This is a genomic window from Sorangium sp. So ce281 (assembly GCF_051527395.1).
Classification (GTDB): domain Bacteria; phylum Myxococcota_A; class Polyangia; order Polyangiales; family Polyangiaceae; genus Sorangium; species Sorangium cellulosum_B.
Genome location: NZ_CP150322.1, coordinates 2,775,624 through 2,789,323, shown reverse-complemented (window position 1 = coordinate 2,789,323; position 13,700 = coordinate 2,775,624). Strand labels below are relative to the sequence as shown.

Annotated in this window: 8 protein-coding genes; 6 read left to right on the top strand and 2 right to left on the bottom strand. The window is 72.0% G+C overall.

The annotated features are described in order from the left end of the window. Positions 1 to 147: 147 nt before the first annotated feature. Positions 148 to 1,032, bottom strand: coding sequence for a LysR family transcriptional regulator (locus tag WMF27_RS10680; RefSeq protein ID WP_437768964.1), 885 nt, complete (start codon positions 1,030 to 1,032; stop codon positions 148 to 150). A 98-nt stretch (positions 1,033 to 1,130) separates the two neighbouring features. Between WMF27_RS10680 and WMF27_RS10675 the strand changes: the two genes are divergently transcribed. The 5 genes from WMF27_RS10675 (at position 1,131) to WMF27_RS10655 (ending at position 10,593) form a co-directional block, all read left to right on the top strand. After that, positions 1,131 to 3,092 (top strand): multicopper oxidase family protein, encoded by a 1,962-nt coding sequence (locus tag WMF27_RS10675; RefSeq protein WP_437768965.1) that lies wholly within the window; start codon positions 1,131 to 1,133, stop codon positions 3,090 to 3,092. A 72-nt stretch (positions 3,093 to 3,164) separates the two neighbouring features. Beyond that, positions 3,165 to 4,208: an SDR family oxidoreductase gene (locus WMF27_RS10670; RefSeq protein ID WP_437768966.1), complete on the top strand. Its 1,044-nt coding sequence runs from the start codon at positions 3,165 to 3,167 to the stop codon at positions 4,206 to 4,208. 161 nt (positions 4,209 to 4,369) lie between these two features. Beyond that, complete coding sequence (locus tag WMF27_RS10665) at positions 4,370 to 6,157, top strand: thiamine pyrophosphate-requiring protein (protein WP_437768967.1); 1,788 nt, start codon at positions 4,370 to 4,372, stop codon at positions 6,155 to 6,157. Positions 6,158 to 6,159: 2 nt separating this feature from the next. Then, positions 6,160 to 7,266 carry an enolase C-terminal domain-like protein gene (locus tag WMF27_RS10660; protein WP_437768968.1) on the top strand — a complete coding sequence of 369 codons (1,107 nt, stop codon included), beginning with the start codon at positions 6,160 to 6,162 and terminating at the stop codon, positions 7,264 to 7,266. Between the two features lie 9 nt (positions 7,267 to 7,275). Next, positions 7,276 to 10,593: an FAD-binding and (Fe-S)-binding domain-containing protein gene (locus WMF27_RS10655; RefSeq protein ID WP_437768969.1), complete on the top strand. Its 3,318-nt coding sequence runs from the start codon at positions 7,276 to 7,278 to the stop codon at positions 10,591 to 10,593. Between the two features lie 80 nt (positions 10,594 to 10,673). Here the strand turns inward: WMF27_RS10655 and WMF27_RS10650 are convergent, their stop codons facing one another. Next, positions 10,674 to 11,237 (bottom strand): vitamin K epoxide reductase family protein, encoded by a 564-nt coding sequence (locus tag WMF27_RS10650; protein WP_437768970.1) that lies wholly within the window; start codon positions 11,235 to 11,237, stop codon positions 10,674 to 10,676. Between the two features lie 277 nt (positions 11,238 to 11,514). On the opposite strand from WMF27_RS10650, the gene WMF27_RS10645 reads away from it, so the two are divergent. Next, the gene (locus WMF27_RS10645) at positions 11,515 to 13,695 is read left to right on the top strand and encodes an amylo-alpha-1,6-glucosidase (protein WP_437768971.1); all 2,181 of its coding nucleotides are present in this window, start codon (positions 11,515 to 11,517) and stop codon (positions 13,693 to 13,695) included. Positions 13,696 to 13,700: the final 5 nt, after the last annotated feature.

Here is a 13,700-nt window from a genome sequence, read left to right as displayed (position 1 = left end):
GCTTCTCCTACATGGAGCGCAGAGCGGCGGTCACCCGCACAGGAGACGGGCCCAGATCGGCGTTTTCGGCGCGCAAGCGCACTCCAGTGCGCTGAGCACCGAAAACGTCGAGGTGGGCCCGTATCCGAAGCGGGTGACCGCCGCTCTCTACAGCTTCCCGAGCGACGCGCGCACGTGCCCGATGAACACCTTGATCTTCGGTATCTCCGACAGCGCCCCCGGCACGCTGAGCCGCACCGGCCGCTCCTGCCCCACCACGTCGGGCAGGACCGGCACGAGCACGTCCGGCCCCACGTCGGGATCGGGCACGAGCGCGTCGGGGACGAGGCCGATGCCCAGGCCGGAGATGCAGCAGTGCCGGATGAAGTGGATGTCCGTCGCGATGAGGGCCGGCTCCACGGTGAAGGGCGCGCCCCGCCGTGTCCGCCAGGTGCGCGCGTCCTCGCCCGGGGCCTGCCACGCGAACAGCTCGTGGTGCTTCAGATCGTCGATCGTCTGTGGCGTGCCGCGCCGCTCGAGGTACGCGCGGCTGGCGATGAGCCACTCGCGGACGCGCAGGACGACGTGCGATATCCAGTGTCCGCCCGGCGCGTCCTCGCCGAAGTGCACCGCGATGTCGATGTCCGTGAGCGCCTCCCCCAGCGGATCGTTGCTGAAGCGGCAGTGGACGTGGAGCCTCGGATACGCGCCGCGAATGGCGGCGAAGAGCGGCGTCAGCACGTGCGGCGGCAACCCCACGGGCAGGATGACCCGCAGCGTGCCCGTGGGCGCGTCGCCCACCTCCCGGATCGAGGCCAGGAGCGCGGCGGCCTCCTGCACCATGCCGCGCCCCTTCCGGGCGAGCACCTGCCCGGCCTCGGTCGGCACGACGCCGCTCCGCACGCTCTCCAGCAGGAGGACGCCGGCGCGCGCCTCCAGCGACGCGACCTGACGCCGCAGCGTCGTGCGCGACGAGCCGAGCGCGCGGGCCGCGCCCAGGAAGGAGCCGGCCTCGACCACGGCGAGGAAGGCGCGAAGCTCTTCGAGGTCCATACACCCTGCCACTGTCCGCATTCTAGCCAGGGGTGACCGTCTTCGGCCATCCACATGCCGCGCCGCTCGATAGCGTCGCGAAAGGAGGAGACAAGTCGATGGCACGAGACGATTCGCACGCGCTCACGCGCACAGGCTCGCTCGCGGCGCTGGCCCTCTCCCTCGCGGCGCTCGCAGGCTGCGGCGGAGGCGAGGAGACGAGCACGACGAGCACGACGAGCACGACGAGCACGACGTCCACGTACGAGGACCCCCCCGAGCTCCAGCCGGGCGCGGATGGAGCGTACGAGCTGCGTTTCGGCCCGAGCGAGGTCGAGATCGACGGGCGGCGGTTCTGTCTCCGCGCGTACAACGGAATGACCAGCGGCCCCACGATCCGCATTCCGAAGGGCGAGGACCGCAGGGTCCACGTGACCCTGCATAACGACTTCACGAAGAGCGACTTCCGCGAGATCGCGAGCATGATGGGCCATGGCAACAGGTCGTGCCACGACTTCAACCTGACGAACTTGCACGGCCACGGCCTGCACGTGCAGCCCAACTTCGCGACGGACGATCCCGCGGACCCGTGCGAGGGGGACGGCTGCGCGCCCGAGGGGCGGTATTTCGGCGACCACGTGCTGCACGAGGTGGGGCCGGGCGAGAGCGCCCGGTACCGCTGGGACCTGGACGAGGACGGGATCCACCACGAGGGCACGGACTGGTACCACCCTCACATCCACGGCTCCACGGCCATCCAGGTCATGGATGGGGCCGCCGGGGCGCTCGTCATCGAGGGCGCGCTCGACGAGCTGCCCGGCATCGCCAGGGCCAGAGAGCGGGTGATGGTCATGACCCAGGTGGCCATCGATCACGAGAACTCGGTGCCCTTGAAGGAGGGAGAGACCTGCACCGAGGACAACCTGTCGGTGACCGACTTCCTCGCTGTCGAGTCGCTCCGGGCCACGCTGATCAACGGCAAGCTCAGGCCGCGGCTCACGACGCCGCCCGGGCAGGTGGAGCGCTGGCGCATGGTGTACGCGGGCAGCCCGGACGAGATGGGGATGAAGCTCCACGTCGCGAAGGACGCTTCGTGCTCGGATTTCGACAAGGCGCCCATCGAGACGACGCAGATCGCGCGCGACGGGCTGACGCTCCCTCAGTTCTACAGGAGCGACACGGTGTGGGTCTCCCCCGGGTACCGCGCCGACGTGATGGTGAAGATGCCTGAAGGCAAGCAGACGCTCTGCCTCGTCGGGCGCCGGCCGAACGATCTCCTGGGGAGCGTGATCGCGATCGTCGACGTGGATCCGAGCGCGGGCGAGCCCACCGAGGTGAACCTGCCCGCGGAGGCGGACGTGGCCGCGCTCGCGCCGCCCACCTCGTGGACCGGCACGGTCGACGGCGAGCCGATGGAGGTGAGCTGCGATTCGGTCGAGACAGTGCACCAGAAGGTGGTGCTCCTCGTACCCACGCCAGGGAGCAAGCCGCCCGATCTCAGCAGCGATGTGGCGCTCATGTCCTGTGACCCGGGAGACCACCCGCACGAGGTCGATCCGGACGCGCCGGTGTGCATCTGCCCGGATCCGAACATCAGCTGCCGCAAGTTCGACGAGCGGCGCGCCCGCGGCTACCGGAGCGATCGGGTCATGACCGCCGGGAGCTCGGAGCGGTGGGAGATCCGCGCGTTCGACGGGCACCCCTTCCATATCCACATCAACCCGTTCCTCGTATGCCCCAACAAATCGAACAAGGAGCCCAACTTCGCCCACTGGCGAGACACGATGTGGGTCCAGGTCGAGGACGGGCCGCGCGACGTGATCATGAACCCCCGGAGGTTCACGGGCCAGTTCGTGGCGCACTGCCACAAGCTGAACCACGAGGACGAAGGGATGATGGAGCTCGTGGAGATCTGCGACCCGGGAGATGAGGAGTGCCTGTGTCAGGGGACGGACGAGAGCGGCGCGTGCATCTCCCAGGCAGGGTGTCAGCCGGACGATCTCGCGTGCCAGTTCGCGAAGACGGCGACGGACGCGTACCCGGCGCCGCCGCCGCCGGACCTGGAGCTGTGCGGGCCGTGAGCTCCCCTCGCGGTCGCTGACTCGCCGGGTGGCATTCACGTTGCCTGACGCCGCGGGCGAGGGGGGAGCACGATGGAAATCGACGGAGGCAGGCGGCCAGAGGTCGTTGTGATCACGGGGGCGTCGGCGGGCGTCGGGCGCGCCACGGTGAGGCGGTTCGCGCGCGAAGGCGCGCGCATCGGCCTCGTCGCGCGCGGGCTCGACGGGCTCGAGGGGGCGCGTCGCGAGGCAGAGGACGCCGGGGCGAGCGCGCTCGTCCTGCCGACCGACGTCGCCGATTTCGCGCAGGTCGAGGCCGCGGCCGCGGCCGTCGAGGAGCGCTTCGGCCCGATCGACGCCTGGATCAACGTCGCGATGACGTCGGTCTTCTCGCCGGTGAAGGAGACGCTACCGGAGGAGTACGAGCGCGTCATGAAGGTCAACTACCTCGGCTATGTGCACGGGACGCTCGCGGCGCTCGCGCGGATGCTCCCCCGCGATCACGGCACGATCGTCCAGGCGAGCTCCGCGCTCGCTCACCGGAGCATCCCGCTCCAGTCGGCCTACTGCGCGTCCAAGCACGCGATCGTGGGCTTCACCGAGTCGCTGCGCAGCGAGCTGTTCCACGACAAGAGCCGCGTGCGCGTGAGCATGGTGCACCTGCCGGCGATGAACACGCCGCAGTTCCTCTGGTCGAAGTCGCGCCTCCCCCGCAAGCCACAGCCGGTGCCGCCGATCTTTCAGCCCGAGGTGGCCGCCGAGGCGCTCTACTGGGCCGCGCACCACGACCGCCGCGACGTCATGGTCGGCCTCCCGACGGTCAAGGCGATCTGGGGGAACCGCGTGATCCCCGGGCTGCTCGATCGATGGCTCGCCCGGGTCGGGTACACGCGGCAGCTGACCGACGAGCCCGCCGATCCCGATCGCGTCGATGACCTGTGGGCGCCTGTGCCGGGCGATTTCGGCGCGCACGGCCCGTTCGACCGGCGCTCGAAGCCCTCGAGCCCGGAGCTCTGGCTCGACCTGCATCGCGGGTCGCTCGGCGCCTTCGCGCTGTGCGCGGCGGCCGTGGTCGGGTTCGGCGCGCGCAGGGCCGCCGCGCGGCGCGCGAGCCCATGGCGGCGCCTCCTCGCGTGAGCGAAGCGCCGCCCTGCCTGCCCGCGCCCTGCCCGCGCTCGCGCGGATAGCGCACGCTCGCACGCGCAGCCGCGGCACGCAGCGCGCGGCGCGGCGAGGCGGCACGTTTGTCGCACGGCGCGCTGGGTCGAGCTCACGTACGAGCTCGCAGCGAGGGAATCATGGCCCAGACCGTCGGCGAGTTCCTGCTGAGGCGCCTCGTCACGTGGGGTGTCCGGCGCGTCTATGCCTATCCGGGCGACGGCATCAACGGGATCGTCGGGGCGTTCCACCGCGTTCCGGACCTCCGGTTCATCCAGGTGCGGCACGAGGAGATGGCCGCGTTCATGGCGTGCGCCCACGCGAAGTTCACAGGCGAGGTCGGCGTGTGCCTGGCGACCTCGGGGCCCGGCGCGATCCACCTCCTGAACGGGCTCTACGACGCGAAGCTCGACCATCAGCCGGTCGTGGCCATCGTCGGCCAGCAGGACCGCGCCGCGCTCGGCGGGCACTACCAGCAGGAGGTCGACCTCGTGACGCTCTTCAAGGACGTCGCGCACGAGTACGTGCAGATGGCGTCCTCTCCCGCGCAGATGCGCCACCTCATCGACCGCGCGATGCGCATCGCCAAGGCGGAGCGCACCGTGACGTGCGTCATCGTCCCGAAGGACGTCCAGGAGCTCGACGCCGTCGAGCAGCCCCCGCACGCGCACGGCACCGTGCACTCCGGCATCGGCTACGCCTCGCCGCGCGTGGTGCCGAAGGAGGAGGATCTGCGGCGCGCGGCCGACGTGCTCAACGCCGGCAAGCGGGTCGCGATGCTGGTCGGCCAGGGCGCGCTCGGGGCCGCACCGGAGATCGTGCGCGCCGCCGAGATCCTCGGGTGCGGGGTCGCGAAGGCGCTGCTCGGCAAGGCGGCGCTCCCCGACGACCTGCCCTGGGTCACCGGCGCGATCGGCCTGCTCGGCACCAAGCCGAGCTGGGAGATGATGGCCAACTGCGACACGCTCTTCATGGTCGGCTCGAACTTCCCCTACCCGGAGTTCCTGCCGGAGGAGGGGAAGGCGCGCGGCGTCCAGATCGACATCGACGGCCGGATGCTCGGCCTGCGCTACCCGATGGAGGTCAACCTGATCGGCGACAGCGCCGAGACGCTGCGGGCGCTCCTCCCCTACCTCAAGCTCAAGACGGACCGCTCGTGGCGGCGCAAGCTCGAGGAAAGCGTCGCCGACTGGTGGAAGGTGCTCGAGGCGCGGGCGATGAACGACGCCGATCCGCTGAACCCGCAGCGCGTCTACTGGGAGCTGTCGCCGCGGCTGCCCGACGACTGCATCCTGACCGCCGACTCCGGCTCCTCGGCGAACTGGTACGCGCGCGACATCAAGGTCCGGACGGGGATGATGGCCTCGCTCTCGGGCACGCTGGCGACGATGGGACCCGCGATGCCGTACGCGGTCGCGGCGAAGTTCGCCTTCCCCGACCGCCCGGTCGTCGCGATGGTCGGCGACGGCGCGATGCAGATGAACGGCATCAACGCGCTCATCACCGTCTCGAAGTACTGGCGCGAGTGGAAGGACCCGCGCCTCGTCGTGCTGGTGCTCAACAACCGCGACCTGAACCAGGTCACCTGGGAGCTGCGCGCCATGAGCGGCGATCCCAAGTTCGAGGCGTCCCAGACGCTGCCGGACTTCCCGTACGCGGCCTACGCCGAGGCGCTCGGGCTGGCCGGCGTGCGGATCGACCGCCCGGACCAGGTCGCGCGCACCTGGGACGAGGCCTTCCGGGTCGACCGGCCGGTGGTCGTGGAGGCGATCACCGACCCGGAGGTCCCGCCGCTGCCGCCGCACATCACGCTGAAGCAGGCCACGATGCTCACGTCGGCGCTGCTCCGGGGCGACCCGGGCGGGCGCGGGATCGTCCGCCAGGCGTACCGCGACATGATCGAGAGCTGGATCCCGCACCGGGGTTGACGATGGCCGACGAGGAGCAGCGCGCGTCGGTCCCGATCGAGCGGCTCGAGGTGGCCGCGTACACCGTCCCGGCCGACCGCCCGGAGTCGGACGGCACGCTCGCGTGGCGCGAGACGACGCTGGTCGTCGTGCACGCGTCGGCCGGGGGCGAGCGCGGGCTCGGCTACACGTACGCCGACGTCGCGACGGCGCGGCTCGTGGCCGACCGGCTCGCCGGCGTCGTGCGCGGGCGCGACGCGATGGCGGTCCCCGGCGCGTGGGCCGCGATGGTGAGCAGCGTCCGCAACCTCGGCCGGCCGGGGATCGCGCAGATGGCGATCGCCGCCGTCGACGCGGCGCTGTGGGACCTGAAGGCCCGCCTGCTCGCGCTCCCGCTCGCGACGCTGCTCGGCATGGCGCGCGACCGCGCGCCCATCTACGGCAGCGGCGGGTTCACCTCGTACACCGAGGCCGAGCTCGCGGAGCAGCTCGGCGGCTGGGTCTCCGCGGGGATCCCGCGCGTGAAGATGAAGGTGGGGCGCGACCCCGACGCGGATCTCGCGCGCGTTCGCGCCGCGCGACGCGCCATCGGCCAGGACGCCGCGCTGTTCGTCGACGCCAACGGCGCCTACTCGCGCAAGCAGGCGCTCGCCTTCGCCGAGCGGTTCGCCGGCGAGGGCGTGCGCTGGTTCGAGGAGCCCGTGACCTCGGACGATCTCGACGGGCTGCGGCTCCTGCGCGACCGGGCGCCCGCCGGCATGGACATCGCGGCGGGCGAGTACGGCTACGACCTCGTCTATTTCCGCCGCATGCTGGACGCCGGCGCCGTCGACGTCCTGCAGGCGGACGCGAGCCGCTGCGGCATCACCGGCTTCCTCGCCGCGGCGGCGCTGTGCGAGGCGCGCTCGCTCGACCTGTCGTGCCACTGCGCCCCCTCGCTGCACCTGCACCCGGCGTGCGCGGTGCAGCGGCTCGCGCACATCGAGTTCTTTCACGACCACGTCCGCATCGAGCGGATGCTCTTCGAGGGCGCGGCGGCGCCCGCGGGCGGCGCGCTCGCCCCGGACCTCGGCCGCTCCGGCATGGGGATCTCGCTCCGGCGCGCCGACGCCGAGCGCTTCGCGGTGTGAGGAGAGATCATGCAGCACGTCGAACAGGAACAGAGGCAGGAGCGAGAAAAGGCGCCGGCGGAGGGCAGGCCGGCCGAGGCCGTCCAGCGCGAGATCGATCGCGGCGTGATCCGCTTCCCCGGCGAGCGGCGCGTGCGGCTCGCGCCCGCGGCCGGCCCCGAGGTGGAGGCGCTCGCGGACGAGCTCTCGCGCACGGTCGAGGGGGAGGTGCGCTTCACCGCCGGCGACCGGGCGCTCTACGCGACCGACGGGTCGAACTACCGGCAGCTGCCCATCGGCGTCGTCGTGCCGCGCCACAAGAACGACGTGATCGCCGCCGTCGCCGCGTGCCACCGGCACGGCGCGCCCATCCTCGCGCGCGGGGGCGGCACGAGCCTCGCCGGGCAGACGTGCAACGTCGCGGTCGTGCTCGACTTCTCGAAGTACATGCGCGCTGTCCTCGCGCTCGACCCGGTGACCAAGCGCGCCCGGGTCCTGCCGGGCACGGTGCTCGACACCCTGCGCAACGCGGCGAACGAGTTCGATCTCACGTTCGCGCCGGATCCATCGACCCACGAGTACTGCACGCTCGGCGGGATGATCGGCAACAACTCCTGCGGCACGCACTCGGTCCTCGGCGGGCGCACGGCCGACAACGTGCACGAGCTCGAGGTGCTGACCTACGACGGCCTGCGGCTGCGCGTGGGGCCGACGAGCGAGGAGGAGCTCGACGCCATCGTCCGCGAGGGCGGGCAGCGCGGGCGCATCTACGCCGAGCTACGCGCCATCCGCGACCGGTACGCCGATCTCATCCGCGCCCGCTACCCGCGGATCCCGCGCCGCGTGTCGGGCTACAACCTCGACGAGCTCTTGCCGGAGAACGGCTTCCACGTGGCGCGCGCCCTGGTCGGCACCGAGGGCACGTGCGTCACCGTGCTCGAGGCCACCCTGCGCCTCGTCGACTGGCCCAGGTTCCGGTCGCTCCTCGTGATCGGCTACCCGGACGTGTTCTCCGCGGGCGATCACGTCCCCGAGGTCATGCGCTTCCACCCGATCGCGCTCGAGGGGATCGACGACCGCCTCATCACGGACATGCACAAGAAGGGGCTGCACGAGCGCTACCTGCGCTACCTCCCGGAGGGCCGCGGCTTCCTGCTGGCCGAGTTCGGGGGCGACACCCGGGAGGAGGCCGACGCGCGGGCGCGCGACGCCATGCAGGCCCTCGCGCGCGGGGCGAACCCGCCGTCGATGAAGCTGTACGACGACCCCGACCAGGAGCAGGCGCTCTGGGAGGTGCGCAAATCCGGCCTCGGCGCGACCGCGCGCGTCCCGGGCGAGCCCGACACGTGGCCCGGCTGGGAGGACTCGGCCGTGCACCCGGACAACCTGGGCGGGTACCTCCGCGACCTGCGCGCGCTGTTCGATCGCCACGGCTACCAGCCCGCGCTCTACGGCCACTTCGGGCAGGCCTGCGTGCACTGCCGCGTGGACTTCGACGTGACGACGCCCGAGGGCATCCGCAACTGGACCCGCTTCCTCGACGAGGCGACCGATCTCGTGGTCCGCTACGGCGGCTCGTTCTCCGGGGAGCACGGCGACGGCCAGGCGCGCGCGCAGTTCCTGCCGAAGATGTACGGCGAGGAGCTCATCGAGGCGTTCCGCCGCTTCAAGGCGGCGTGGGATCCTTCCTTCCGCATGAACCCCGGCAAGGTCGTCGACCCGTACCGCGTCGACGAGAACCTCCGCCTCGGCGCCGACTTCCGCCCCGCCGCCGTGGAGACGCACTTCCGTTTCCCTGACGACGACGGCGATTTCACGCGCGCGACCCTGCGCTGCGTGGGCGTGGGCAAGTGCCGGCGCCACGACGGCGGCACGATGTGCCCGAGCTACATGGTGACGCACGAAGAGGAGCACACGACGCGCGGGCGGGCGCGCCTGCTCTTCGAGATGCTGGAGGGGAGCGAGCTCCGGGGCTTCCGCGACGACTCGGTGAAGGAGTCGCTCGACCTGTGCCTGGCTTGCAAGGGGTGCAAGGGCGAGTGCCCGGTCCACGTCGACATGGCCACCTACAAGGCGGAGTTCCTGTCCCATTACTACGCGCGGCGGCTGCGGCCGCGCGCCGCCTACACGATGGGGCTCATCCACTGGTGGGCCCGCCTCGGGCAGCTCGTGCCGGGGCTCGCGAACCTCGTGACGCAGACGCCCGCGCTCGCGGCGGTGGCGAAGAAGATCGCGGGCATCGCCCCCGAGCGGAGCATCCCGCCGTTCGCGCGGACGTCGTTCAGACAGTGGTTCCAGGGGCGGCCGCGGCGCAACGCCGGCGGACCGCAGGTCGTGCTCTGGCCGGACACGTTCAACGACCACTTCTTCCCGGAGACGGCGATCGCCGCGACCGAGGTGCTCGAGTGGGCGGGCTACGAGGTGATCGTCCCGGAGCGCCAGGTCTGCTGCGGCCGGCCCCTCTACGACTTCGGCTTCCTGAAGACGGCCAAGCGCCTGCTGCGGGACGTGATGAGCGCGCTGCGCGACCCGATCGAGCGGGGCGTGCCGGTGGTCGGCCTCGAGCCGAGCTGCGTCTCGGTCTTCCGCGACGAGCTCCACGGGCTCTTCCCCGACGACGCCCTGGCGACGAAGCTCCGGCAGCAGACGCACATGTTCGGCGACTTCCTGAAGGGGGCGGCGGGGGGCGATCCAGACCGTCCGCCGCCCGGCGGGCGCGGGCTTCCGCGCCTCGATCGGCGCGCTGTGGTGCACGGCCACTGCCATCACAAGGCGATCCTGGGGATGGACGCCGAGCGCGACGTGCTCCACGGCATGGGCCTCGACATCGAGCTCCTGGACTCGGGCTGTTGCGGCATGGCAGGCGCGTTCGGCTTCGAGGAGGGCGCCAAGTACGACGTCTCGATCCGGTGCGGCGAGCGCGTGCTCCTGCCCGCGGTCCGGTCGGCGCCGGCGGACGCGCTGATCGTGGCCGACGGCTTCAGCTGCCGCGAGCAGATCAAGCAGACGACCGACAGGCAGGCGCTGCACCTCGCCCAGGTCGTGCGCATGGCGGCGCTGCACGGCCCCGAGGGGCCGGCGGGCGACTACCCCGAGCGCGCCTACCTGCCCGCGCCCGCGGACGTCTACGTGACGCCGCGGACGACGGTGGCGGCGCTCGCCGCGGCGCCGGCGGGCGCGGCGCTCCTCTGGGCGGGCGGCCGCCGGCTCGCGGCCGAGCGGCGGCGGGCGCGGCGGCGCGAGCGCTGGCTCCCGGCGGCGGGCGTCGCGGCCGCGGCGCTCGCGGCGGTGGGGCTGCTCGGGCGGCTCGCGCGGCGCCGCGGAGCGCGATCGCCGGCGCCGCGATGATGGGGGGGCCTCGGGCGCGCGCGGGTCGAGGAACGCCCGCGCGCCAGGCGCAGGCGGCCGGGCCGGCCTGCGCTGCCCTGTCACGACCGCGCTCGCGCGCTCCTCATCGCCCTCCACCCCTCCGGGAGCGAGAGCGCGAGGACGACCATGTTGGCGGTCAGGGCGACGAGGCAGTACGCGCACCAGGCCCTCTCCCGTCTCCGCATCTGGACGAAGAGCCACCCGGACACGGCCGCTTCGACGGCCGCCTTCGCCGCCACGGCGACGGGGATCCCGGGCGTGTCCCTGGCGCGCTCTGCGCCTCCCCAGCCGGCCAGCGCCAGGTTGGAGGCGAAGCTGGTGAGCGAGAGCGGCGCGTCCGGCAGCGTGAGCCCGAACGCGATATCGGAGCTCGTCACCTTGTCCGAGTCGAACCCTGGGAGCGGAGGATCGGGCAGGTGCTCGATGATCCCGAGCTGAAACAGCGAGACGACCGCCATGCTGGCGCCGCCCGCGAGGGACGCGACGGCGATGAGGCGGCGCCGGGCGAGATCGCTCGATCGGCCGCGCCGGAGCGCGGCGCGAAGCGCGCCGGCACCGGGCAGGCGCGACGCTCGCCGCCTCGCCCGCCGAGCACTGCCCGATGCGCCCTGGTCTTTCCTCATGATGTCACCCCCTCTCGAGCGCGCGCCTGCATGCGCCCGGCCCCGAGCGCCTGCACTGAAGGGCCGCACCACACGCCCAGCGCCAAGACGACTCGATTCGACGATCTACGACGATCGCGAGCAATTGCAACGGAATTGCAAGCCATCGCAAAAGGGGGATGGGATGGGAGCTCATGAGTCGACTCGCCATGCTGAACCGGGGAGCGAACGCCGGCCGCGGTCGGACGCCGGGACGGGCGAGCGTTCGCCGAGCGAACGGCAGGAGCGCAAGAAGAACGTGCTCACCCAGGGCACCTCCTCGATGGCGCAGGGCATCGCGGATGCGATCGTCCTGAAGCAGGGCGGCGTCTTCCTGGTCACCGAGCAGGGCGGCACGATCCCCCTGCATGGCGAGCATGGCTTTGGCCTCTACTACCATGATTGCCGGTTCCTGAACGGCTATACCGTCGAGCTCGACGACGCCCGGCCCGAGGTGCTCGCCTCGACCGCGGAGGCAGACCATGCAGGCGTCTTCCGGCTCGCGAACCCCCGGATGCTGATGCGCGAAGGGCACATCGTGTCCGAGCACGACGTCGGCCTCCGGTGGGAGCGGGTCATCGACGGCGATGCGACCGCTGTCTACGAGGACATCACGGTTCACAACTATGCTCGCTCGGCGGTCGACCTCGAGGTGAAGCTGACGTTCCGCGCCGAGTTCGAGGACGTCTACGCGGTCCGCGGCCTCATGCCCGAGGCGCTGGGGAAGCACCACGCCCCCACGGCGAACGACGAGGAGCTGCGCTTTTCGTACGATGGCGCCGACGGCCTGCAGCGCGCCGTGACCATCCGCTGGGGCTGCCGGCCGGACGCGATCGACGGCACCTCCGCGCTCTTCCGTGTCCGGCTGCCGCCCGGGCACAGCCAGCCGATCTCCCTCGTGATCTCGCTCTCGGAGTCCTCCGGCGCGGCGCCCGCCCATCGGCCCGCGCCCTCGTGCTCGGGGGCGGACGTCGCCGCGGCGAAGCGGCGGGGAGACGAGCATCTCGCCGCGCAGGCGCAGGAGAGGGCCCACGTCGAGACCGACAGCCTGCTCGTCAATCGCGTCCTCGCGCGGTCGTTCGCCGACCTGCTCCTCCTGCGGACGCCGCTCGATAGCGACATGTTCTTCGCCGCCGGCGTGCCGTGGTACACGGCCCTCTTCGGCCGCGACAGCCTGATCACGGCGCTCGAGGTGCTGCCTTACCAGCAGACCGTCGCCGTCGATACGCTGCGGCTGCTCGCGCGGTTCCAGGCGCGCGAGCGGGATCCGTGGCGCGACGAGCAGCCGGGCAAGATCCTGCACGAGCTCCGGGTCGGCGAGCTCGCGCGGGTCGGCGAGATCCCCGAGACACCGTATTACGGGAGCGTCGACACGACCGCCCTGTTCCTGATCCTCGTGGCGCGGCACGCGGCGTGGACAGGTCGACTCGACGTCTTCCACGAGCTCAGGGAGAACGTCGACGCGGCGCTCGGGTGGCTGTCGAGCCCCGAGGCTCACCCGGAGATCAACGGCTACCTGGCTTACGACTCGACCTCGAAATCGGGTCTCGTCAACCAGGGATGGAAGGACTCCGGCGACGCGATCGTCAATGAAGAGGGGCAGATCGCGAAGCCGCCGATCGCGCTCGTCGAGGTGCAGGCGTATGTGTACCTCGCCAAGTCGGGGCTTTCCGATCTGTTCGAGCGCGCGGGCGAGGCGGAGACGGCCGCGCGGCTGCGGCGCGAGGCCGCGGACCTGAAGGAGCGCTTCGAGCGGGATTTCTGGCTCCCGGAGCGAGGGGTGTACGCGCTGGCGCTCGTGGACGGCGGCCACCGCGCCGCGGTGTGCTCGTCCAACGCCGGACACGCGCTGTGGGCGGGCATCGCCGAGCCGTCCAGGGCGCGGACGTGCGCGGAGCGCCTGCTGTCGGAGAGCATGTATTCGGGCTGGGGCATCCGCACGCTCGCGGCGGACGAGAAGGCCTACAATCCGATGTCCTATCACCGCGGGACCGTGTGGCCCCACGACAACGCGCTGATCGCCGCCGGGCTCTGCCGCTACGGCCTCGCCAGCGAGGCGCGCACCGTGTTCGGCGGCATCGTGAGGGCCGCCATGCATTATCGAATGTACCGGCTGCCGGAGCTCTTCTGCGGCTTCCCGCGCGGCGAGCACGGCGCGCCGGTCCGCTACCCCGTCGCCTGTCACCCGCAGGCGTGGGCCGCCGGGGCCGTCCCGTACATGCTCGCCTCGCTCCTCGGGATCGAGCCCGACGGCTTCGAGCGGCGCCTGCGCGTCGTTCGCCCGGTCCTGCCCCGGCTCGTTCGCCGCGCCACGCTGCGCGGGCTGGCCGTGGCGGACGGCCGCGTCGATCTGGAGTTCCGGAGGAAGCGGGGCGACGCGGTCGAGGTCGACGTGCTGCGGGTCGAGGGCGACGTCGACGTCGTGGTCGAGCAGCGCTGAGCCGG

What these genes read in the sequence shown, in the direction of transcription:
- WMF27_RS10680 (WP_437768964.1), bottom strand. Translation starts at nt 1,032, where the DNA reads ATGGACCTCGAAGAGCTTCGCGCCTTCCTCGCCGTGGTCGAGGCCGGC.
- WMF27_RS10675 (WP_437768965.1), top strand. Translation starts at nt 1,131, where the DNA reads ATGGCACGAGACGATTCGCACGCGCTCACGCGCACAGGCTCGCTCGCG.
- WMF27_RS10670 (WP_437768966.1), top strand. Translation starts at nt 3,165, where the DNA reads ATGGAAATCGACGGAGGCAGGCGGCCAGAGGTCGTTGTGATCACGGGG.
- WMF27_RS10665 (WP_437768967.1), top strand. Translation starts at nt 4,370, where the DNA reads ATGGCCCAGACCGTCGGCGAGTTCCTGCTGAGGCGCCTCGTCACGTGG.
- WMF27_RS10660 (WP_437768968.1), top strand. Translation starts at nt 6,160, where the DNA reads ATGGCCGACGAGGAGCAGCGCGCGTCGGTCCCGATCGAGCGGCTCGAG.
- WMF27_RS10655 (WP_437768969.1), top strand. Translation starts at nt 7,276, where the DNA reads ATGCAGCACGTCGAACAGGAACAGAGGCAGGAGCGAGAAAAGGCGCCG.
- WMF27_RS10650 (WP_437768970.1), bottom strand. Translation starts at nt 11,237, where the DNA reads ATGAGGAAAGACCAGGGCGCATCGGGCAGTGCTCGGCGGGCGAGGCGG.